The organism is Pseudomonas sp. H1_F01, assembly GCF_054681425.1.
The window spans coordinates 4665554-4686129 of the sequence record NZ_CP162823.1 but is presented as its reverse complement, the minus strand read 5'-3'; the positions used below and the strand labels follow the sequence as shown (position 1 = coordinate 4686129).

At 57.9% G+C, this 20576-nt stretch carries 23 protein-coding genes; 21 read left to right on the top strand and 2 right to left on the bottom strand.

What is annotated here, in order from left to right; translation table 11 throughout:
• Window positions 1-303 precede the first annotated feature (303 nt).
• The 16 genes from AB4O09_RS21135 to AB4O09_RS21060 all read left to right on the top strand — a co-directional run bounded on the left by AB4O09_RS21135 (window position 304) and on the right by AB4O09_RS21060 (window position 14261).
• Window positions 304-630 (top strand): GPW/gp25 family protein, encoded by a 327-nt coding sequence (locus tag AB4O09_RS21135; RefSeq protein ID WP_411386979.1) that lies wholly within the window; start codon window positions 304-306, stop codon window positions 628-630.
• Window positions 627-1511, top strand: coding sequence for a baseplate assembly protein (locus tag AB4O09_RS21130; protein WP_460107458.1), 885 nt, complete (start codon window positions 627-629; stop codon window positions 1509-1511). The genes AB4O09_RS21135 and AB4O09_RS21130 overlap by 4 nt, the downstream gene beginning before the upstream one ends.
• Complete coding sequence (locus AB4O09_RS21125; protein WP_460107457.1) at window positions 1508-2116, top strand: phage tail protein I; 609 nt, start codon at window positions 1508-1510, stop codon at window positions 2114-2116. The genes AB4O09_RS21130 and AB4O09_RS21125 overlap by 4 nt, the downstream gene beginning before the upstream one ends.
• Window positions 2109-4274, top strand: a complete 2166-nt coding sequence (locus AB4O09_RS21120; RefSeq protein WP_460107455.1) for a phage tail protein — start codon at window positions 2109-2111, stop codon at window positions 4272-4274. Before AB4O09_RS21125 ends, AB4O09_RS21120 begins: the two co-directional genes overlap by 8 nt.
• Window positions 4275-4283: 9 nt before the next feature.
• Window positions 4284-4709 (top strand): tail fiber assembly protein, encoded by a 426-nt coding sequence (locus tag AB4O09_RS21115; protein ID WP_460107453.1) that lies wholly within the window; start codon window positions 4284-4286, stop codon window positions 4707-4709.
• A gap of 88 nt (window positions 4710-4797) precedes the next feature.
• On the top strand, window positions 4798-5961 hold the full coding sequence (locus AB4O09_RS21110) for a phage tail sheath subtilisin-like domain-containing protein (protein ID WP_460107451.1): 1164 nt from the start codon (window positions 4798-4800) through the stop codon (window positions 5959-5961).
• A 12-nt stretch (window positions 5962-5973) separates the two neighbouring features.
• Window positions 5974-6483 (top strand): phage major tail tube protein, encoded by a 510-nt coding sequence (locus tag AB4O09_RS21105; protein ID WP_411386984.1) that lies wholly within the window; start codon window positions 5974-5976, stop codon window positions 6481-6483.
• Window positions 6484-6554: 71 nt separating this feature from the next.
• Window positions 6555-6881, top strand: a complete 327-nt coding sequence (locus AB4O09_RS21100; protein WP_460107450.1) for a phage tail assembly protein — start codon at window positions 6555-6557, stop codon at window positions 6879-6881.
• Window positions 6882-6981: 100 nt separating this feature from the next.
• Window positions 6982-9615: a phage tail tape measure protein gene (locus AB4O09_RS21095; protein WP_460107448.1), complete on the top strand. Its 2634-nt coding sequence runs from the start codon at window positions 6982-6984 to the stop codon at window positions 9613-9615.
• A 9-nt stretch (window positions 9616-9624) separates the two neighbouring features.
• Entirely contained in the window at window positions 9625-10470 is an 846-nt protein-coding gene (locus AB4O09_RS21090; protein WP_460107446.1) for a phage tail protein, read from the top strand.
• A complete protein-coding gene (locus tag AB4O09_RS21085; RefSeq protein WP_460107444.1) occupies window positions 10445-10651 on the top strand; it encodes a tail protein X in 207 nt (68 codons plus the stop codon). The genes AB4O09_RS21090 and AB4O09_RS21085 overlap by 26 nt, the downstream gene beginning before the upstream one ends.
• 66 nt (window positions 10652-10717) lie before the next feature.
• Entirely contained in the window at window positions 10718-11041 is a 324-nt protein-coding gene (locus tag AB4O09_RS21080; protein ID WP_460107442.1) for a hypothetical protein, read from the top strand.
• A gap of 73 nt (window positions 11042-11114) precedes the next feature.
• Entirely contained in the window at window positions 11115-12161 is a 1047-nt protein-coding gene (locus AB4O09_RS21075; protein ID WP_460107439.1) for a phage late control D family protein, read from the top strand.
• A 68-nt stretch (window positions 12162-12229) separates the two neighbouring features.
• Entirely contained in the window at window positions 12230-12793 is a 564-nt protein-coding gene (locus tag AB4O09_RS21070; protein ID WP_460107437.1) for a glycoside hydrolase family 19 protein, read from the top strand.
• Window positions 12775-13317 (top strand): lysis system i-spanin subunit Rz, encoded by a 543-nt coding sequence (locus AB4O09_RS21065; protein WP_460107435.1) that lies wholly within the window; start codon window positions 12775-12777, stop codon window positions 13315-13317. Before AB4O09_RS21070 ends, AB4O09_RS21065 begins: the two co-directional genes overlap by 19 nt.
• Before the next feature lie 149 nt (window positions 13318-13466).
• A complete protein-coding gene (locus AB4O09_RS21060) occupies window positions 13467-14261 on the top strand; it encodes a DNA adenine methylase (RefSeq protein ID WP_460107432.1) in 795 nt (264 codons plus the stop codon).
• A gap of 271 nt (window positions 14262-14532) precedes the next feature.
• Here the strand turns inward: AB4O09_RS21060 and AB4O09_RS21055 are convergent, their stop codons facing one another.
• Window positions 14533-15234: an SOS response-associated peptidase family protein gene (locus AB4O09_RS21055; RefSeq protein WP_460107431.1), complete on the bottom strand. Its 702-nt coding sequence runs from the start codon at window positions 15232-15234 to the stop codon at window positions 14533-14535.
• A 99-nt stretch (window positions 15235-15333) separates the two neighbouring features.
• Here AB4O09_RS21055 and AB4O09_RS21050 point away from each other — a divergent pair, with 99 nt between their 5' ends.
• The 4 genes from AB4O09_RS21050 to AB4O09_RS21035 all read left to right on the top strand — a co-directional run bounded on the left by AB4O09_RS21050 (window position 15334) and on the right by AB4O09_RS21035 (window position 18428).
• Window positions 15334-15759 (top strand): LexA family protein, encoded by a 426-nt coding sequence (locus tag AB4O09_RS21050; RefSeq protein WP_043041970.1) that lies wholly within the window; start codon window positions 15334-15336, stop codon window positions 15757-15759.
• Window positions 15752-17023, top strand: coding sequence for a translesion error-prone DNA polymerase V subunit UmuC (gene umuC, locus AB4O09_RS21045; RefSeq protein ID WP_460107428.1), 1272 nt, complete (start codon window positions 15752-15754; stop codon window positions 17021-17023). Before AB4O09_RS21050 ends, umuC begins: the two co-directional genes overlap by 8 nt.
• 103 nt (window positions 17024-17126) lie before the next feature.
• On the top strand, window positions 17127-17687 hold the full coding sequence (locus AB4O09_RS21040) for an NYN domain-containing protein (protein ID WP_047230252.1): 561 nt from the start codon (window positions 17127-17129) through the stop codon (window positions 17685-17687).
• A gap of 75 nt (window positions 17688-17762) precedes the next feature.
• Window positions 17763-18428: a DUF2971 domain-containing protein gene (locus tag AB4O09_RS21035; RefSeq protein ID WP_460107425.1), complete on the top strand. Its 666-nt coding sequence runs from the start codon at window positions 17763-17765 to the stop codon at window positions 18426-18428.
• Between the two features lie 84 nt (window positions 18429-18512).
• Here the strand turns inward: AB4O09_RS21035 and AB4O09_RS21030 are convergent, their stop codons facing one another.
• Complete coding sequence (locus AB4O09_RS21030) at window positions 18513-19334, bottom strand: metal-binding protein (protein WP_460107424.1); 822 nt, start codon at window positions 19332-19334, stop codon at window positions 18513-18515.
• 212 nt (window positions 19335-19546) lie between these two features.
• Between AB4O09_RS21030 and AB4O09_RS21025 the strand changes: the two genes are divergently transcribed.
• The gene (locus tag AB4O09_RS21025) at window positions 19547-20449 is read left to right on the top strand and encodes a hypothetical protein (protein ID WP_460107422.1); all 903 of its coding nucleotides are present in this window, start codon (window positions 19547-19549) and stop codon (window positions 20447-20449) included.
• The last annotated feature ends 127 nt before the right edge of the window (window positions 20450-20576 follow it).

Genomic DNA, 20576 nt, shown 5'->3' with positions numbered 1-20576 from the left:
TTATCCACAGCCCGCCGCGTGCGGGCTTTCGCATTTCTGGAGCAACCCATATGAGCAAAACGCGAACAGAGACGGAGCGAACAACTGCCGTCACGGCATTGCCTGAGCCAGTCCAAACCGAGTCACCGGCACCCATCGGACCGGCACGAGTGTTTCGCGACACCCGGTACACCTCACGCACGCTGATTATGCCCGACGGCCAGGCCATACCGGTTATCACCGGTAAGGTCACAGCGTGCGGCGATGATCAGTACGCCTTCCTCAAAGCGCACCCGGATATGCAACAGCTGACGGAGTAACTACATGATCGGAGTGGACCGTCGCACGGGGCAGCCGCTGTCCGGCCAGGCGCATTTGCGGCAGTCCATTGAGGACATTCTGAGCACGCCTGTCGGCAGCCGCCGCATGCGGCCAGAGTACGGCAGCCAGATGCGTCGCTATGTCGATCTGCCAGTTAACGAGGGCTGGAAAAGCGCGGTACAGGCCGAGGTCGCTCGTGCCCTCGGGCGTTGGGAACCCCGTTTAAAGCTTGAACGTGTCCGGGTCGTTGCGGTGGTGGATGGACAAATCACCCTGCAACTGACGGGCTCTTACATTGGCGATGGCGTGGTGCTGGAGGTGAACGCATGAGCACTATCGACCTTTCGGCGTTGCCGGCGCCACAGGTGCTGGAGAGTCTGGATTTTGAGGAACTGTACCAAGAAGAGTTGGCGGCGTTTCGCGAATACATGGGCGATAACTGGACGGCACATCTTGAAAGCGATCCGGTGACGAAGCTGCTGGAACTGGGTGCTTATCGACGCATGCAGAACCGGGCGCGGGTCAACGATGCTGGTAAAGCCTTGCTGCTGGCTTTTGCAAAACGGGCCGACCTTGACCATCTGGCAGGCAACGTAGGGCTCAGACGCTTGGTTGTTCAAGCCGAGGATCTTTCCGTCGTTCCGCCCGTGTCGGCGGTGATGGAGGAGGACGACGCCCTGCGCGAGCGGATCCAACTGGTTTACGAAGGGCTTACCACTGCCGGCCCCCGAAACAGCTACATCCTGCACGCACGGAACGCCTCGGGCCTGGTGGCAGATGCCACGGCCGAAAGCCCGGCGCCTGCTGAGGTGGTGGTCACTGTGTTGTCGCTTGACGGCGATGGCACGGCCAGCCCCGAGCTATTGGCCGAGGTCGAAACCTACCTTAGCGATGATGACCGGCGGCCGGTTGCTGACCGGCTGACGGTGCAGGGCGCCGAGATCCTGCCTTATCGAATCGATGCCGTGGTGTACATGGCCGGTAATGGCCCGGAAAACGAGGCAGCGCAGGCCGAGTGTAATGCGCGATTGCAGGCCTGGATCAACCCACGGCGCCGCTTAGGCGTTGAGGTGGCCCGTTCGGCGATTGATGCACAGATCCACGTCAGCGGCGTGGCCCGGGTCGAGATCCCTGGATGGGTGGACATCCGCCCAACCAAGGCCCAGGCGGCGTGGTGCACGGGGTTCACTATAAAGCGGGGTGGCCAATGAAAAGTTTGCTTCCCCTCAACAGCACCCAGCTCGAGCGAGCCATAGAGGCGGCTATCGATGAAACAACGGAGATACCGCTTCGAACCTTATACAACCCGGACACCTGCCCGGCTCACCTGCTTTACCAACTGGCTTGGGCCTGGTCCGTGGACCGCTGGGATGAGGCTTGGCCCGAAGCGGTCAAGCGTTCGGTGATCCGCTCTTCGTTCTACGTACATGCCCACAAAGGAACCATCGGGGCTCTGCGCAGGGTAGTGGAGCCATTCGGCTATCTGATCGAGGTCGTCGAGTGGTTCCAGACCGAACCCAAGGGTGTGCCGGGGACGTTCGCCTTGAAGATCGGTGTTTCCGATGAAGGCATCAGCGAAGAGACCTATCAGGAACTGACGTGGTTGATCGATGACGCTCGGCCGGTCAGTCGCCACATGACAGGGCTGGCGATCAGCCTCGAAACCACAGGCCATTTGAACATCGGCGTTGCCTTGTATGAAGGCGACGAAATCGACGTGTACCCGCCGGTCATGCGTGACATTGAAGTTACGGGCCGTTTTGGTGTGGTGGGACGCGAACACTCCATAGACACCTTGGACGTTTATTATGATTGATGTGAACTCGCAATTTTTCGCGATCCTCACGAACGTGGGTATGGCAAAACAAGCGAACGCCGACGCCCTCGGTATTCCCTGGAAAATCACCGAAATGGGGGTGGGGGATGCCAATGGTACTGACCCTATCCCCAATGCAGCTCAAACCAAACTCATCAACGAATGGCGCCGTAGGCCACTGAATCAACTTAAAGTTGATCCGGTCAACCCGGCGGTCATCATTGCCGAGCAAATCATCCCGGCTGATGAGGGCGGCAAGTGGATTCGCGAAATCGGTCTGTATGACGCGGACGGGGATCTGGTGGCGGTGGCGAATTGCGCGCCGAGCTTCAAACCGGTGCTGTCGCAGGGATCGGGCCGCACGCAGGTGGTGCGGATGAATTTGATCGTTTCCAGCACCGGCAACATTTCGCTCAAGATAGACCCATCGGTGGTGCTGGCTACGCGTGAGTACGTCGATACAAGAATCTTTGAAGAGTTGTGCAAGCTAGACACCAAACAATCGGTACGGGTTGCCACCACGGCGAACATCACGCTGGCGGGGTTGCAGACGATTGATTCAGTGGTCTTGCTCGACGGTGACCGTGTGCTGGTAAAGAACCAAGCTGCTGCTAAGGACAATGGCCTGTATGTCGCGGCCACGGGGGCGTGGTCACGCTCGCTGGATGCTGACAGCAGCGTTGAAGTGACCTCTGCGCTGTTGGTCTCGGTTGAGCAGGGCGCTTCGCAGGCGGATACACGCTGGCAGCTGGTGACGGATGGGGCAATCATCCTGGGTACAACGCCGTTGGTTTTCCAGAACGTCAATCATGGCTTGGCACCCATCAGTTCCCCTGCGTTTACCGGTACGCCTACTGCCCCGACGGCGCCGGTGGGGACCAATACCAACCAGTTGGCAACGACGGCATTTATACAGGCCGCCATAGCGGCACTGGTGGACTCGTCGCCAGGCACGTTGGATACCCTCAACGAGCTGGCTGCCGCGCTGGGCGACGACCCAAACTTTGCCACCACGGTCACCAACGCTTTAGCCACGAAAGCGCCGCTCAACAGTCCATTTTTTACCGGCGATCCACGTGCACCGAACCCGGCACCCGGGGATAGTGACACCACTCTTGCTACAACCGCCTACGTTCAACAGACAGTGAACGGCGGCAGCGTGATCAACGTTGCAGGCTCGGGGAATATCGTGTTGACGGCCACGCAACTGGGGGCCGGGCTGATTGTGTTAACCGGTGCCCTGACGGGCAACAGGGTGGTGGTAGTTCCTACGGTAATCGGGCGTTATCAGTTCTGGAACGCCACCACCGGAAACTTCACGCTTACAGTAAAAACTGCGGCGGGGACCGGCGTAGTTGTCAGTCAAAGCCAGTCGTCACTGCTGTTCGGTGACGGATCGAATATCTATCTTCAGCAATCAGACTTTATCAGTCCGGTTCTCAGAGGCATTCCGACCTCGACAAGACCGCCGCGCTTCGATGTGAGCGATCAGATAATGACGGCGGCGGCAGTGCAGGCGCGTGGACTTCAATATGCGGGGTTTTATTCCTCTGCGGGCGCGGTACCTGGGAGCGTTTCGCACATTGGCGCCGTTGTGCATTTTTCCGGCGCTGGTGGACACTCCTATAGCTTGCCTGACTCAGCCGTAAACAATCTCCCCTCCGGCTCGATCATTCGGCTTCAAAACTGGAGTGCTTCAAGCCTTGCGTTGGCGGTGCAAGGTTCGGACAAAATGCAGGAAAACATCGACGCGACAGCAAGCGCTACCACACGTGCAATTCCGACAGACGCTTACGTTGATTGCATGTACATCGGCGACAGGGTGTGGCTGCTGACAGGCACAGGGGTGTCCGCAAAAACGCGCCAGTTCGGCGCACTGCTTGCCCCGAACGGTTATCAGAGGCTGCCCTCTGGGTTGCTGATGCAATGGATGACCGCGAACTTTGCTTCGGCGTTTAAGAGCGCGGTATTTAATCTGCCTGCTGCCTTCCCCAACCAGTTTTTCGGATGCGGCGTCAGTTTGACCGATAGCGCCATTTACGACAGTGCCGGCCAGCCCTTCGTCGCAGGCATGCCCAACGGACTCGGCCAGGTTCTTTTGCAATCCAACTATACCGCCAGCCAATCGGCTGTCCGGGTACATGCGTTTGGTTATTAAGGGGGTTGAATGATTTACTCCAGCAAGACAACAGGCCTTTTCTATGACTCGGACTTAGGAGGGGGGCTGCCGGCGGACGCAATGGAGATATCAAGTGAATTGCATCTGCACTTACTGAGTGGGCAGATGGAGGGCATGGTGATCAACTTCGAAACCGAGCCGCCATCTCTCGTGGAACGACCACCGTTGTCGAAGGAACAATTGGCCGAGATCGAACGCAGTTGGCGGGCATCGCAATTGTCAGCAACTGATGGGGTGGTTGCGCGCCATCGCGACGAATCTGAAAGCGGTATGGCTACCACACTTGCCGCCGAACAATACGTCGCATTGCAGGCCTATCGGCGCCAGTTGCGAGACTGGCCACAAGCGGGCCAGTTCCCGCTGGCAGAACATCGCCCCATTGCCCCGGGCTGGCTCGCCGAACATACCCATTAAACGCCCCGCATTGACGGGGCGTTTTCTTTTCCACTTCACCACAAACAAAGGCCCTGCATTGCGGGGCCTTTTCGTATCTGGAGAACCTATGAGCTTCTTTCACGGCGTTACCACCACGAACGTCGACACCGGCGCTCGTGTCATTGCGTTGCCTTCGTCCTCGATCATTGGACTGGTTGATACCTTCGTGCCGGCGCCGGCCTACAGCGCTCAGCCGAATGACCTGGTGGTGATCACCAATGAGCGCGAAGCGGTGGCAGCCTTCGGCGCCGACTCTGCGATCACCAAAGCCTGCAAGGCCATCTACACCCGGGCCAAGGCGGTGATCGTCGCCTGTGGTGTGGCCCAGTTGGCCGATCCGGCTGCACAGACCTCGGCCATCATCGGTGGCGTACAGGCCAACGGTAAGCGTACCGGCCTGCAAGCGCTGCTGGATGGCAAAAGCCGGTTCAACGCCCAGCCGCGGCTGCTGGTGACCCCCAAGCACAGCTCGACCCTGGCTGTCGGTACCGCCCTGGTGGCAGTGGCCGACAAATTGCGAGGGCTCGCCATCCTCGACGGTCCAAACACCACCGATGAGGCTGTGATGGCTTACGCCGAGAACTTCGGCGCCAAGCGGGCGTACCTGGTTGATCCAGGCGTGCAGTATTGGGACACCACGGCGGACGCCACGGTCGACGCGCCGGGCTCGGCCTGGGTGGCGGGCTTGTTCGCTTGGACCGATAGCGAATACGGCTTTTGGGCTTCGCCTTCGAACAAGGAATTTGTCGGCATCACCGGTACCACGCGGCCCATCGAGTTTCTGGACGGTGACGAAACCTGCCGGGCCAACCTGCTCAACAACGCCAACATCACCACGATCATCCGTGATGACGGCTTCCGCCTTTGGGGCAACCGCACCCTGTCGAGCGATCCGAAGTGGGCGTTCGTCACTCGCGTACGGACGATGGACATCGTCATGGACGCGATCCTCTACGGCCACAAATGGGCGGTCGACCGTTCGATCACCGCGACTTACATCAAGGATGTGACCGAAGGATTGCAAGCGTTCATGCGCGACCTGAAAGCCCAAGGCGCAATCATCAACTTCGAGGTGTATGCCGACCCGGAGCTGAACACGGCCAGCCAGCTGGAACAGGGCAAGGTGTATTGGAACATTCGCTTCACCGATGTTCCGCCGGCAGAAAACCCCAACTTCCGCGTAGAGGTCACCAACCAATGGCTGACCGAAGTCCTCGACACCGCCGCTTAAGGAGCGACCTCAATGGCAATGATTCCCGAAACCCTGGCGAACCTGAACTTGTTCGTCGACGGCGTCAGTTTTCAGGGCGACGTGCCGAGCCTGACGCTGCCCAAGCTCACGCTCAAGATGGAAGAGCATCGCGGCGGCGGCATGGACGCGCCGGTCGAGCTGGACATGGGCATGGAGAAACAAGAGGCGAACTTCACCACTACGGGCGTGCGTCGTGAGTCGTTGAAGTTCTTCGGCTTGGCCGACGGCACGGCGTTCAACGGTACGTTCCGAGGGGCCTATAAAGGGCTCAAGGGCAAAGTCACGCCGGTCATCGTCACCCTGCGCGGCACGTTGAAAGAAGTCGACATGGGCGACTGGAAGCCGGGCGACAAGGCCGAGATCAAGCACTCCATCGGGCTGACGTACTACAAGCTCGAAGTGGACGGCCGAACCGTCTACGAGATCGACCCCATCGGCATGCGCCGAGTGATCAACGGCGTTGACCAACTCGCCGCCCAGCGTTCCGCTTTGGGCCTCTAATTTCCTTCTGTCCGTCCGCCCAGTGCCTCGCCTGGGCGGCGGCCTCCTACCTACTTCAAGGACATAACACTATGAGCGACACCAAAATCCCGAGCTGGATGACCCTGACGGCTGACCGCGTGACTGTGAAGCTGAGCGTACCAAGCGAAGCCAACGGGGTACGCGTCGATACATTGAGTTTGCGAGCCCCGACTGTGCGCGACCTTCGCAACGCTCGTGAGGCGTTCCCCTCCGACGAGGAGAAACAGGATGAGTACCTGTATACCTCGCTGGCTGAGATCGGAACCAAGGATTTAGACGGTCTACTTGTGAAAGACCTCAATCGCTTGCAGGCCGGCTATTTTCGCCTGGTGCAAGATGATGAGCTTCGACCAGAAAGTGCAAAAACAACTCGCTAAACGCTTAGCCACCGAACTGAACTTTTCCGCCGCTGAAATCCTCGCCATGCCGTTCTCCGACATGGTCTGGTGGCTTTCAGACTGAAACAAGGGGTAGACGATGGCTAGCAAACTGGCGTTATCGCTGGTGATTGGCGGCGCCGTCAGTTCGACGATGGCGTCTGCCTTCCGCACGGTTGATGGCCACATCAAAAAGCTGGAGGACAAAGGCAGCAAGGCCAAGGTGCTCAAGAGCACCATTGGCGAAACCATCCGCCTGCGCGATGAATGGAAGCGGGCGCACGACAGCGGTGCAGCCTCGGCCGATGGTCTGTTGCGCAAGCTCAACGGCAACCTTGACGCCCTGCGCAAACAGGGCGTGGAGGTGGGCCGGCTGGGGCAGGAGTACCAGCGCCTGGGCCGTGCAGCTAAAGCCGCCGATCTGCAGCTCAAAGGGCACCAGCAGCTCGATGCCGGCAAGAAAGGACTCACGTCGAGCATTGGTCAGGGTGTTGTCGCCACCGGTCTTGCAGCGATTCCGACCAAGGTCAGCGCGGATTTTCAGGCGATCATCCGCGACATCGCGATCAAGGCGGATGTGGTCAACAAGCCGCAAGAAACACAGCTTAGCCAGACCGTAATCCAGACCTCTCGCGATACAGGCATGGCCCGTAACGACGTAGCGGACCTGGTGAACCAGCTGGTCGGTGCCGGCATGGACCTCAAGCAGGCTATGGCTTACGCGCCGACGGCGGCGAAGTTTGCCATCGGCCAGGGCGCGTCCGGCGTCGACACGGCCAGCATGATCATGGCTCTGCAGCAGAACGCCAAGATCAACGACCCCAAGGTGATGCAGCAGGCCTTGGAGGCCATCGCCTACCAAGGGCAGGCGGGGAGCTTCGAGGCCAGCGACATGGCTCGGTGGTTTCCTCAATTGCTGGCGAGCATGGAGAAGAACGGCAGCACTGGCATGGAGGCGGTCAGCTCTTTGGGTGCAATGCTCCAGGTGCAGATGAAAACGGCCGGGGGCTCGGACGAAGCGGCCAACAACCTCAAGAACTGGATGGAAAAAATCGGTTCGGGCGACGTGGTCAAGGCGTACAAGGACGCCGGTATCGACTATCAAGCCTCCTTGAACACTGGTATTCAGAAGGGCATGTCGACCCTGGAATCCAGCTTCGCCCTGGCGATGAAATACATCCAGGCCACCGACCCGGCGAAAGCCGCGAAGATGGCCGAGGCCCAGGCCAAGATCAGCAAGGAGACGGATCCGGAGAAGGCCAAGGCGGCGCTCGATGCGCTGGAGAAATCCCTGCGTACTGGTGACCTGTTCGCCGACATGCAGGTCAAGGCAGCGCTCACGGCCTACTCGCAAAACAAGTCGCTGTACGAGCAGTTGAAAAAGGATTCGCAGGCTTCTGGCGGGATCCTCGATAAGAACCTGGCCGAGCGGCGCGAAACGTCGAAACAGATGTGGGATGAGCTGGGCCAGGCGGTTAGCGATGGCATGCGTAGCGTGGGTGACGCCATTCGCCCGGCGACTGACGCGGTCGCCCAGGGCTTGACCTCAATTGTGCGTGGGTTGACCAAGCTTTCGGATGGCTCGCAACCGGTGGTGCTTGGCATTGCTGCTATCACCACCGGCCTGTTGGCCCTCAAGACGGCTGCCAGCGCGGTGAAGATTGGCAAGGGACTCTACAACATATCGCGTGGTCGAGCGATGGAACGAGGCGCGGGCGCCCTCGGTGACGCCGCTGCCAAGGCTCCGAAAACCGGTATCAAAACGGTGGACAAAGGCCTTGGTGTGCTCGGCAAACTCATGGGAGGCAGCTCGGACGCTGGCAGCGAGCCGCAGCGGGTCTTTGTCGTCAATGCGGAGGCTATCGGCAGGGCCAGTTCCAGCGGTCCGGGGACGGATCCTGGAGGCGCTGCACGTAAGCGTCAACGTGGCCGCCGTGGTCGTCGTTCTGGCATAGGGGCTATGCCGCGCAAGCGGATGATGGTTCGGGCACCGAGTGCCCCGGCAGTGGCCGCACCTGCAATGCCCTCACTGCCCAAAGCGTCTGCAGTGTCCGCCTTACCCAAGGCCGCAGCGGTGGCCGCTCTCCCTTTGGCTGCCGTGGCAGAGGCCGTCCCTAGCGGTTCACTTGGTCAGGCGGTGAAGTCGATAAGAGGGGTTACGCGCCTTTCCAAACGTCTCCCAGGTGGATCGGTGCTTGATGCGGGAGTGGGTGCCCTGGACACCGCACTCAACGCCACAACGCAGGATGAGAAAGCCGAAGGGTACGGCAGCGCGGCTGGCGGTCTTGCGGGCGCGCTTGCGGGTGGTGCTGCCGGTGCCGCCATCGGCTCGGTGGTGCCGATCGTTGGCACCGCCATTGGGGGATTAATTGGTGCCGCTTTGGGCGGCCTGGGTGGCGAGAGTATCGGTGGCTTCTTGGGCAAGTCCTGGTTTGGCAGTGATGACAAGGCTGAGGACGCAAAAGCAGACAAGCCAGCGGCATCTACTGACGCGCCGACCAAGCCGCCCGAAGTCGCGAAGGTGGTAGAGCCGACGCCGCCTGTGCCGTCAAAAGTTGAGCAGGCTTTCAGCTTTGCGCCGCAAGTCTCCATCACCGTGCAAGGCGATGTAAAAGACCCGGCGCAGCTGGCTCGGGATCTGGAGCCGCATCTGCGCCAGTTAATGGAGTCCTTCTCCCGGGACGTGGCCGCCCGCCAAGCGTCGAGTCAGTTGTTCGATTCCCCTCACGTTTAAGGAGGTGCCATGGCCTACATGGAGCAACTGCAATCGGTGTTCAAATCACTGCTTGCAGCGGGGGAGGCTGGCCGTACCAGTCTCGATGGCATGCTGGGCCCGCTCAATGGTGCAATCAGCGACATGACCGGCGCCGCCTCGGAGCTGGAGGGGGTGCCCTTCATTGGGCCTGCCATCGGCGCCAAGGTGCAACGGACCATGCGGGCAATCAACGCGGCGCAGTCCACCGTGGGTCAGGTTGCGTCCAAGTACAACCAAGCCGTCACCGCAGCCGGCCAAGTTCAAGAGCGGCTGGGTTCGCTCAAAGAACAGGCAGGCAAGGCAGGTGCAGCGATTAATCGCATTGCCGGCCAGGTGAGCCTATCACTGAGCAACATCATGCCCACGGGTTCATTCGCGCCACAGCTGACGCCTGCGGCCGAGGCGGTGAAGCCGTTCCCGCACCTGCTGATCATGCAGCCCCTGGAGCCGAACGCGCAGCCGTACTACTTCAACCTGGATACGGCGGCTTTCGAGGAACTCCGTCGCCAGACGTCGTTTCGCTGGGCAGGCCAGGAACGTCTGACACGCAGCATCGCCCAGCAGGCGGTCGGCCAGGGAGAGGACAAGATCAGCCTCAAGGGCGCGATTTTTCCGGGCTTCAAAGGTGGGCTCAAACAGCTGGACACCCTGCGCACCATCGGGCGACGTCTGCAGCCGGTGAACCTGACCACCGGCTACGGCGAAGTGCTCGGCACCTGGTGCCTGCTCAACATCGAGGAAGATCAAAGCAACCTGCTCGCGGGTGGCATTCCGCGTAAGCAATCCTTTTCACTGGAGTTTGTGAGCTATGGCGACGACCTGCAGAACGTCTGACGGGGATCTGTTGGACACCGTCTGTCATCACTACTACGGCCATTTGAATGGCACGGTGGAGGCCGTGCTTGCCGCCAATCAAGGCCTGGCCGATGAGCCTCAACCGTTTCGCGCTGGGGTGATCATCCTGCTGCCGGATCTGCCAGCGCAGACGATGGAGGACGTTCAGTTGTGGGATTGATGGCATATTGCCTGATGTCGAGTGGGCCGATACCATTGCCCCATTTTTACTGTCGAGGGAAGACACATGGAGCGATGCACGGAATTAAGGAAGGTAAAACGGACCTGGTGGCGCGAACTTAATCACCGTATTAACTGGATCCTTTTTGGGACCATTGGTGCGGTCCTTCTGGCTTTCATTCCAGTACTAGGTTGGTTTTTAGCCTTCGGAGTGATGGTCGTTGTTTTGTGGAAAACCTTTGGTTTTCGCGAGACGTTGACTCATGGCAACTGTCCTGCCTGCACCAAGGCATTGCACGTCGACCCCAAGCAGGACGTGATCGCGTGTCCTATCTGCGGCAGTTGCATGCATGTCCACGAAGACCGCTTGAGCCTGATCGATATCAACTAGCGGTACTGCACACGTCCAGCGTTAATTATCTGAGCCCGCCTAGTGCGGGCTTTTTCATTTCTGGAGTTCGACCATGCAGCCTACGTTTCGCATTATCGCGGACGGCAAGGACATCACCACGCTGATTAATGATCGTCTGTTAAGTCTGCGCACCTCAGACAAACCCGGCATGGAGTCGGATGATTTTGAGTTGCGTATTGATGATCGTGATCAGGCGGTTGCGCTGCCCTCGCGTGGAGCGGGTATCGAGGTTTACTTGGGGTATACCGGGCAGGCCTTGACCCGTTTGGGGCGCTACACCGTCGACGAGATCGAATTGTCGGGGCCGCCTGACACGATGGTGATTCGGGGTAAAGCCAGTGACATGCGTGGCAGCGGCAAGACCGTGCGCAGCGGTTCCTGGGAAAACGTGCCCCTGCAGCAGATTGTTCGCGACGTGGCAGCCCGCAATGGTTGGCAGCCGGTGTGCCCGGTGCAAACCAAGGTGCCTCGAGTCGACCAACTCAACGAGTCGGATTACAACTTCATCACCCGCCTTGCCAAACAATATGACTGCACGGCCAAGCTGGCCGACGGCAAGCTGTTGGTCATGCCTCGGCAGGGCGGCCAGACCGCCAGCGGTAAGAATCTGAGCCCTGTGGTTTTGAAACGCTCGGATCTGAGCCGCTATCAATTCCGTCTCGGCGACCGCAATACGCAAAAGGCGGTACGCACCAAGCACCAGGACAAAAAGTCCGGCGCGCTTAAGGTGGTCGAGCTGGACAACGACGACCTGCCGAACGGCCTGCCAGCCGTCCATACCGACCGGCATATCTACCCCAACAAGTCAGCCGCCGAGCAGGCCGCCAAGGCGCGCTTGGCTGCGTTCAATCGCAGCAGCGCCGGGGTTCGCCTGGAAATGGCCGGCCGTACCGATGTATTTGCCGAACGGTCCATCATCATCCAGGGGATCAAGCCCGGGCTTGATGGTGAATACCTGGCTGAGGCGGTGGAGCAACTGTTCACCTCCAGCGGCTGGACCACCACCGTCGAGTGCAACGGCGGCAAGAAGGGCAAGGCCAACGCCAAGGGTAAGAAAAAGAAGAAGGAAGCCAAGCCGGTCAAGGTTGTCCAGCTTTAGACGCGCCAAGCACCACCCTCAAACACAACCGTAACCCGCCATCGAAGCGGGCTTTTTTTGGAGCCCCCATGCCACTCACTGAGCAGCAATTACAGCGCATCATGCCCAACGCCCGCCGCCAAGCGGGCGTTTTTGTATCGGCCCTGAACGCCGCCATGGCGCACCGACAGATCGATACGCCCAAGCGGCAGGCGGCATTCCTGGCCCAGGTTGGGCATGAATCCGGCCAACTGCAGTACGTGCGGGAGCTGGGAGGCGATCAGTACCTCAGCAAATACGACACCGGTTCACTGGCGTCGAAACTCGGCAACACGCCCGAGCCCGACGGAGATGGCCAGCGCTATCGCGGTCGCGGCCTGATCCAGATTACCGGTGCCCACAACTACCTACGCTGCAGCTTGGAGCTGTTCGGTGACGAGCGTCTGTTGCGCACGCCCGAACTGCTGGAGCTGCCCCAATGGGCGGCCGAGTCGGCTGCATGGTATTGGTGGGTCAGGGAGCTGAACGTGCTGGCTGATCGTAATGAGTTCGAAATGATCACTCGGAAAATCAACGGCGGGCTCAACGGCTTGGTAGATCGTCTGCAGCTTTGGGAGCGGGCGAGGGCGGTGCTATGCGTCTCGTCGACCTGATCCCGCTGCAATACCGCGTGCTAGCCGCCGGGCTTCTGTTGTTCGCTCTGGTCGCCGCCTCGGCGGTCATCGCCTGGACGGTCCAGGGCTGGCGATACGGTCAGCAGTTCGAAAAACAAGCCCGGCTCCACACCGAAACCCTCAATCAAATGACCCTGGCCTCGGCCGCGCTGCAGCGCACCGAGCAGGACAAGCGCCTGGCCCTGGAACAGCGGCTGGCCGCCAAAGACCAAACCCACTATCGAGCCCTAACCGATGCCCAACGTGATCAGGATCGCCTGCGTGATCGCCTCGCTACTGCTGATGTCCGGCTGTCAGTCCTACTCGACGCCACCGATACCACCAACGGCTGTGCAGTGCCAGCCGCCACCAGCGCCGGCGGCGTGGTTCATGGAGGCACACGCGCCCGACTTGACCCGGCGCATGCTCAACGAATTATCGGCATCACCGATGCCGGCGACCGGGGGCTGATAGCCCTGGCGGCCTGCCAGGCCTACGCCAAAGAAGTTTCAACACCGAAGTGAAAAGGAGCGACCGGGCCGGATGCGCCAACATCCGACCCGGTCGCCGTCCCTGCAGATGTCCCTGCAAGTCCAGCCAAGGCTCCTGCTCCGTGCACAAAGCGCGGCGAGCCTAGCACCTGTTTATCCATACAGTAAAGGTCTTGCTTTCAATGAGTTCACCCATCATCCCTTGGATGGGCGGCAAGCGCCGCCTAGCCGACCGCCTCATTCCGCTTTTTCCGCCTCACGAATGCTATGTCGAAGTCTTCGCCGGCGGTGCCGCGCTTTACTTCATGCGACCCCAGGCCGCCCCGGTTGAAGTCCTGAACGACATCAACGGCGACTTGGTGACGCTCTATCGCGTTGTGCAGAACCACCTGGAAGAATTCGTGCGCCAGTTCAAATGGGCGCTCAGCTCCCGCCAGTTGTTCGAGTGGCAGAAAATGACCCGTCCCGAAACCCTTACCGACATCCAGCGCGCCGCCCGGTTCTTCTACCTGCAACACCATGCTTTCGCCGGCAAGGTCACTGGGCAGACGTTCGGCACCGCGACCACTGGCCCGGCCATCAACCTGCTGCGGATCGAGGAAAACCTCTCGGCCGCGTGGCAGCGACTGTCCGGCACCTACGTCGAAAATCTCCCCTGGCTTGATTGTGCTGAGCGCTATGACCGCGCTCATACGTTCCACTACATGGACCCGCCGTACTGGCAGACCGCTGGGTATGGCGTGGAATTCCCGTTCGAGAATTACGAGCGGATGGCTGACTTTATGCGCCGCTGCAAGGGCAAGGTAATGGTCAGCATCAACGACCACCCGGACATCCGTCGTGTGTTTGAAGGCTTTCACTTCGAGACGTTGGACATTCGGTACAGCAACACGAACCAGCGTCAGGGCAAGGCTGAGGTCAGCGGTGAACTGGTGATCATGAACTGGGAGCCGGCGGCGTTGGGAGGGCTGTTCTAATGGTTGTCGCGCTCGATCTGATCCGCTTGCTATGTGATTACGCTGGAGCGTTACTGTGGTCACGCAATCGAAGGACCAAAACCATGGAAACCGAAACCGCTGACAAATACTTGAATATCTTTCCCTCCGCTCTGCTGGCAGCGGTGGCACGTGGAGAGGTAGATCTCAACCATTGGGCCGGCGTAGTGCTGGCTGGGCGGGGGTTGGACCAGGATGCACGCTGGGTGGGGTTCCCAGAGGCGGCCCGCCTCCAGGATCAACGTAGTCAGGCTTAATTTTTTTCCGGACTCCAGGGGAGCAACAACTGTGCTCCCTGGTTTTTGACGTTCCCCACCTCTTTGCCCACGGCATACCATTCGAAATCCGTTTCCGGCCGGGAATGGTTTTTAGCTATTTCCTCTGCCTCCGCTGGACTGAGATCTGGATCCAGCCATTGCCTGGCTTCTTCAGGTGATAACACCAGTGGCCTGCGATCATGGATATCCACCATGCCCTGTTCGCAGGACGCGGTAATAATCACAAAGCCGTCACCGTCGCGCTCGTCCAGCCCTGGACGGGCCTGTGCGAGCGCCCCGTAGAACATCGGCTTTTGATCTTTCAAGCGAATGAAATACGGCTGCTTTTTCTTTGGATCACTTGGGTCTTTAACCCACTCATACCAGCCCTCGCTGGGCACCAGTGCGCGCCCGGCCGGCCAAAGCTGTTTGAAAAACTTTCCCGTCGTAACGGTCTCGATCCTGGCATTGATAGGGTCCGGACGTTTCCCCTTCGCCCAGAAGGGCGCCCATCCCCACCTCACTGGCGTGATATGAACGCCGGCCTCTGTACTGTGCAGGATCTGCACGCGGGTCGTCGGCGCCACGTTGTACCGGCGGATCGGCTCCGCGTCGTACCCGCCGAACAATGGAAGCTGAGAACCAAGCTCCTCCATAAACACCGCCATCCCCTCGTACTGCACGATTCTCCCGCACATGAGCTGTCCCGCCTGTCAGATTTTTCCTATACAAAATTGACCGCGAACCTTGTACAAAGTTAACTGTATGCTCGTACAGTATTTTTGGATCGGTGCGTCATGAGCTTTTCAATTCTAGGCCCTATTGCTGAGGGTGGCTTGAAGCTGCCCCTATGTTCGTTTCGTGTGCCCGCCGGGTTTCCATCCCCAGCGGCGGACCACATCGAAGCGCACATCTCATTGGATGAGGTTCTGAACATTCGCGCTCCGCATGTCTACCTGGTTTCCATCGCCGGGGAGAGCATGCAAGGCGCTGGGATCTTTGAAGGGGACCTAGCCGTTGTGGACCGTGCGATGGAACCTGCGCATGGTCACATCGTCGTGGCGCTGCTGAACAACGAACCCGTGTGCAAGCGCCTCTGCATCCGTGGGAAGGAGGTGATTCTCCTGTCGGAGAACCCAAAGTACCCACCGAGGTACGTGCTCGAGGGCGACGAGCTGGTCATCTGGGGCGTTATCACCTGCAGCGTGCGCAGCCATGTCTAAAGCCCAGCCCGTTTTCGCCCTGATCGACTGCAACAGCTTCTACGCCAGTTGCGAAAGAGTGTTCCGCCCGGACCTGGCCCGCGTGCCCATCGTGGTACTGAGCAACAACGACGGCTGTGTGATCGCTCGCAGCTACGACGCCAAGCCCTACGTGAAAATGGGCGAGCCGTATTTCCAGATCAAGCACAAGCTGCAGAAGCACGGCATCGTCCCGTTCTCGTCGAACTACGCGCTTTACGGCGACATGAGCGAGCGCGTGATGACGCTAATTGAATCGATGGTGCCGGCCGTCGAGGTCTATAGCATCGACGAAGCCTTCGCGGATCTGACCGGCAGTGACGGCCGGGACGCCCTCGGCCGCAAGATCCGCAGCCATGTGTTGCGCTGCACCGGCATTCCCGTCGGGGTAGGGATCGCTCACACCAAGACCCTGGCGAAGCTGGCCAATCACACCGCCAAGCGGCTCCAGGTGCAAACGGGTGGCGTGGTCGACATCTGCGACCCATTCAAGCGCGACTGGGTGCTACGTAATACCGACGTGGCCGAGGTCTGGGGCGTCGGCCGTAAGATGAAACTGCACCTAGACGCCATGGGCATCAAGACAGCCATGGATCTGGCCCGGGCCGATCCTTGGACACTCCGCAAGAAATTCAGCGTGGTGATTGAGAAGACGGCCCGCGAGCTGGCCGGCACGCCGTGCCTGGAATTGGATGAACCGGACCCGCCGAAGCAGGAGATCTGCTGTAGCCGGATGTTTGGTAAGCGACTCACGGAGCTAGCTCCGATCAGGGAGGCGGTGGCCACCTACATGATGCGAGCCTCGGAAAAGCTCAGGGCGCAAAAGTCGCTGTGCAAGAAGATCCGCGTCAGCATCCGCACCGGCATGTTCAACCCGGAGGAGGCGAAGTACGCCAGCGGCGTGCTGATCGACATGCCTTACCCCACTGATGATGTGCGGCTGCTGACCAAGGCAGCTGCGGACGCGATCGACCGCGTGTTTCGGCCGGGCTTCAAGTACAGCAAGGCTGAAGTACTGTTGATGAACCTCTGTCAGCAAGGGGAGTACACCGACGACCTATTTGCCACCTCCCAACCAGCCGATGCCACGAAACTAATGTCAGTGTTGGACCAGATCAATGGGCGATGGGGGAGGGGGACACTTCGATCAGCCAGCGTGCCCGTCAACCCTGATTGGGGCATGCGTAGAGAGATGATGAGTCAAAGCTTCACCACGCGATTGGATCAGCTATGGGCTGTCAATTGATTGCGTCTCTACGCGAGCTGAAAACTGAAAATGTTGCTAGTATCAGAATGCTGGCACGTAGCCGGGCTATCGCTCTTGCGCCATTTACTGAAAGGAAACTCACATGGCGATAAATGTTTTCTGGGATAACTCAAACATCTGGTTGGTCGGTCGCCGCGTCTGTGCGGAGCGAGAACCGGGGAATGAAAGTGCATTTCGCATCCACTTTGCAAATCTTTTCTCCCACGTTGTAGGAGGACGAGATGTTGAGTACGCGTTCGTGGGCGGTTCTCTTCCTCCAAATAATGACGAACTATGGGGCAAATTTGAGAAGTTGGGCGCGAAGGTTGAAACACAGCAACGAGGTGCTCTGACTGGTTCAGAGATAGCGGTAGATCAATCTATACACCTGGCGATGCTTGAGAGGATTACAGACGCAGATGAGCCGGGAACGATAGTTTTACTAACTGGCGATGGGAACGGGTTCATGGATGGAAAGGGTTTTATAAAGCAGTTAGAGCGCGCCGTTAAGAAGAAGTGGAAAATAGAGGTTGTGAGCTGGGATATCGGATGTAATCGTCATCTGAGAGAGTTTGCGCAAAATAACGGGACTTACGTTTCGCTTGAGCCGGCATATCTCAATGTTACGTTCATAAACAATGTGCGGTACGCAGCTAAATTGTAATTTTGTATTTGGAGGTGTGAAGATGTGGTCGGCTCTATTAAGGAGGGCCGGTTATTTTCGTGAGGAGTAGAAGGCATGCTTTATAAGTATCTCCCGCCTGAGCGAGTAGATGTTGTTCGAAATATGGCGATGAGGTTTACCCAGTTGCTGTCGTTAAATGATCCATTTGAACATAGCTTTATGATAGGAGAGCATGAGTATGCCTTGGATGAAGATGCGAGTACTGACGAAATTAAATTTGTATCTCTTTCAAGGAATCACACCAACCTACTGATGTGGTCCCATTATGCCGCATCGCATAAGGGATTTTGTATCGGTTTTAAAAGGAGTGACCCTTATTTTGCTCCTGCATTAAGCGTTCGTTATCGCCGCCTTCGGAGTAGCTTTAACGGAGCTGTTATTAACGGGGAAATTTCGAATGAGATCACGAAGCGCATAGCCTTAGAGAAAGCAATAGATTGGGCCTATGAGGAGGAGGAAAGGCTTTTTCTAGACGATGTCGTAGTTAGGTCTCTCGAGGTTGGAAATGATCCATGGGGGCGCCGCATAGTTTTAAATCCGTATCCAGCCCGAAGTATTGCGGCTATATACGTAGGTTTGAGGGGAGGTACAGAATTGGTGGGGGAACTTGTAAGTGCTCTCCGTTTTCATGGGTTGGATGTAGACGTTTTCAAGGCAAGGCGAAGTCGTAACGAGTTTGGTTTGAATTTTAATCGCATAGATCAAAGTGACTATTTGTAGCGTAGGGGGATCTCTATTAGCTAAGTAGTGGTGAGCTGTGCGGTGCGCCGGCAAAAAATCTCTCAGATGTAGAAGCGTAGCCCTTCAAATGGGGTAGCTCACAATCGACTGGCTGCCATCTAATAGGATCATCTGATCTCCCTTCAGCCCAGCATTGGGAAACGCAGCGTAAGGCAGGTGGCCTGAGTCCAGTTTCACGTGAAGTGTTTTATCAGTGGGTTTCACTAGGGTCGCACCAGAGGGATAAATTCCCTGTCCTTTTTCGGTGATCAAAAACGCCAGCGGAAAAAATGACAAGAGACTTAAAGTGGCAACGTGTCCGTGGTTTCTGCAAGCAAACATTTTTATGCTCATGTGCCTGCGGTGCGGATAGAACCAGGTATAGAAATCATGGGTGTCATCAGTGGCGGTATCGTCTCCCATGACAAACTTTTGTAACGGAGCATAGTAAGGAACAGGCTCAGGCTCTCGCAGACATTCCTTTACGGTGGTTGCTGATAGTACGTGTCCAACCATTGCGCGGCAAAATCTCATACCGTCATACGGGATATGCACGTGATTCACGGGACTGTCTAAGCTCAAAAAATAATGTTTGATCTTCTCTGATAAGCTTTTGTAAACCCTCGCCACCTCTTGGTCGTTAGTACCTAAATGTGAGCTGTTGCAATGCTTGCAGATAGTTCTGAACTTACTTCCGTTAGAAGACTTTACACCGATGACAGGGTCGGGGTTGATTCCCATAACCTCAGTCAGATGAGCCTGCTCAACTTTGGAGAGCGTAATGCTGCCCTGGGGCGGAACGTGATCCCAACTGAGAGGGCCGAAGGTTCCGCAGATTAGGCAGAACCCCTCCCTGAGCTGCGTGTGATGACGGCGCTCTGTGAGCCCCTTCGTGTAGTTTCCCATTACTGCATCCTTTGCATGAGGCAGACGCCTCGATCTTAGCAGACTGCTGAATCACCATTGGGTAGCAGACGCATGAACGCGTTCTCTTGCCGGTTATAGCCGGTGGCTGGCCAGTCCATCCCCTCAGGGACGGATCACCTAGTGGCGACGAATGCATTAAAATGCCGATACATCTGCCTCGATGGTCGGGGCGTCGAGTGTGAGGGTTAGCAATGTCGGAGTTGTGGGAGCCGATTCACGGCGTTTATACGGCGACGGCATCGCTGTTTCCTTGGGCTGCCAGCCTCCCGAGCATTGACGCTGGCGAATGGGGTAGCGCTCTGATCAGCGCGGGGGTCGGTGCCGGCATTGGTGCATGGATGGCCGGACGCATCGCCAGGAACTCAAAGCTGAGGGACGAGCTATTGGCAGAGCTTCGCAGTATCGATGTCTCAATAACGCTGTGTATATCGATAATAGATGTGGCCGGGGCTCTAAAAAAGCAGCACGTAACGGGACTTCTAAAAAAGTATGAATCGGATTTGGAAAGATTCGATCAGTACAAGGCAGCTGAAAGGCGAGCGGGGCCGTTCACGTTGAGTATCAATAACTTGAAGTTTCAAGCCATAGCGCCGCCGATTGTGGAGCTACAGGGTCTCGTTCTTAAGGGCATGAGCATTTCGCCCAATGGGGTGAAATCAATGATTGCCCTGGCGGACGCCGTCGGGAATCTTAACGGCATGATTGACGCGTATAACCGGCTCCTTGAGATGTTTAAAGACGGTGGCTTGCCGGCGGGCTTCACGTCCGAGCACTACTATCTTGCGCTGCCCGTCAGAGGGGTTGTAAACAATGAGTACGGCTCGGCTGTACGTGGGATGGCGGACTACGTCGACGATATTATTTTCTTCGCGTGGAAACTCTCCCATTGCCTCACATCACAAGGGGTTATAGTTCGTGACCGATATGAGGAATTGTCTGGAGAAAAGCGTCTAATTCGGCGGGTAAACTCAATTGGAAAGAATGCGGATTTGATCCCTCCGGATAGCGCTTATGAAGAATGGATGAATGGGTGGGAAAAGGATTTTAGTGGAGTAGAAAAGAAGCGCAGGTGGTGGCATGGCAAGCAGAAGTGACAGATCATCTATGGCCATTCGCTATCAAGAGCGGGCACTGATCATTCGCCCAGACGGGCGATTCCTCAATTGCTGCGTTACGGTAACTGACGTGGGGCTCTGGGATTAATTTCCGTATCAGTCGTTG

Excerpts from the sequence above, each read along its gene's own strand:
- AB4O09_RS21135 (WP_411386979.1), top strand. The coding sequence starts at position 304 with ATGATCGGAGTGGACCGTCGCACGGGGCAGCCGCTGTCCGGCCAGGCG.
- AB4O09_RS21130 (WP_460107458.1), top strand. The coding sequence starts at position 627 with ATGAGCACTATCGACCTTTCGGCGTTGCCGGCGCCACAGGTGCTGGAG.
- AB4O09_RS21125 (WP_460107457.1), top strand. The coding sequence starts at position 1,508 with ATGAAAAGTTTGCTTCCCCTCAACAGCACCCAGCTCGAGCGAGCCATA.
- AB4O09_RS21120 (WP_460107455.1), top strand. The coding sequence starts at position 2,109 with ATGATTGATGTGAACTCGCAATTTTTCGCGATCCTCACGAACGTGGGT.
- AB4O09_RS21115 (WP_460107453.1), top strand. The coding sequence starts at position 4,284 with ATGATTTACTCCAGCAAGACAACAGGCCTTTTCTATGACTCGGACTTA.
- AB4O09_RS21110 (WP_460107451.1), top strand. The coding sequence starts at position 4,798 with ATGAGCTTCTTTCACGGCGTTACCACCACGAACGTCGACACCGGCGCT.
- AB4O09_RS21105 (WP_411386984.1), top strand. The coding sequence starts at position 5,974 with ATGGCAATGATTCCCGAAACCCTGGCGAACCTGAACTTGTTCGTCGAC.
- AB4O09_RS21100 (WP_460107450.1), top strand. The coding sequence starts at position 6,555 with ATGAGCGACACCAAAATCCCGAGCTGGATGACCCTGACGGCTGACCGC.
- AB4O09_RS21095 (WP_460107448.1), top strand. The coding sequence starts at position 6,982 with ATGGCTAGCAAACTGGCGTTATCGCTGGTGATTGGCGGCGCCGTCAGT.
- AB4O09_RS21090 (WP_460107446.1), top strand. The coding sequence starts at position 9,625 with ATGGCCTACATGGAGCAACTGCAATCGGTGTTCAAATCACTGCTTGCA.
- AB4O09_RS21085 (WP_460107444.1), top strand. The coding sequence starts at position 10,445 with ATGGCGACGACCTGCAGAACGTCTGACGGGGATCTGTTGGACACCGTC.
- AB4O09_RS21080 (WP_460107442.1), top strand. The coding sequence starts at position 10,718 with ATGGAGCGATGCACGGAATTAAGGAAGGTAAAACGGACCTGGTGGCGC.
- AB4O09_RS21075 (WP_460107439.1), top strand. The coding sequence starts at position 11,115 with ATGCAGCCTACGTTTCGCATTATCGCGGACGGCAAGGACATCACCACG.
- AB4O09_RS21070 (WP_460107437.1), top strand. The coding sequence starts at position 12,230 with ATGCCACTCACTGAGCAGCAATTACAGCGCATCATGCCCAACGCCCGC.
- AB4O09_RS21065 (WP_460107435.1), top strand. The coding sequence starts at position 12,775 with ATGCGTCTCGTCGACCTGATCCCGCTGCAATACCGCGTGCTAGCCGCC.
- AB4O09_RS21060 (WP_460107432.1), top strand. The coding sequence starts at position 13,467 with ATGAGTTCACCCATCATCCCTTGGATGGGCGGCAAGCGCCGCCTAGCC.
- AB4O09_RS21055 (WP_460107431.1), bottom strand. The coding sequence starts at position 15,234 with ATGTGCGGGAGAATCGTGCAGTACGAGGGGATGGCGGTGTTTATGGAG.
- AB4O09_RS21050 (WP_043041970.1), top strand. The coding sequence starts at position 15,334 with ATGAGCTTTTCAATTCTAGGCCCTATTGCTGAGGGTGGCTTGAAGCTG.
- umuC (WP_460107428.1), top strand. The coding sequence starts at position 15,752 with ATGTCTAAAGCCCAGCCCGTTTTCGCCCTGATCGACTGCAACAGCTTC.
- AB4O09_RS21040 (WP_047230252.1), top strand. The coding sequence starts at position 17,127 with ATGGCGATAAATGTTTTCTGGGATAACTCAAACATCTGGTTGGTCGGT.
- AB4O09_RS21035 (WP_460107425.1), top strand. The coding sequence starts at position 17,763 with ATGCTTTATAAGTATCTCCCGCCTGAGCGAGTAGATGTTGTTCGAAAT.
- AB4O09_RS21030 (WP_460107424.1), bottom strand. The coding sequence starts at position 19,334 with ATGGGAAACTACACGAAGGGGCTCACAGAGCGCCGTCATCACACGCAG.
- AB4O09_RS21025 (WP_460107422.1), top strand. The coding sequence starts at position 19,547 with ATGTCGGAGTTGTGGGAGCCGATTCACGGCGTTTATACGGCGACGGCA.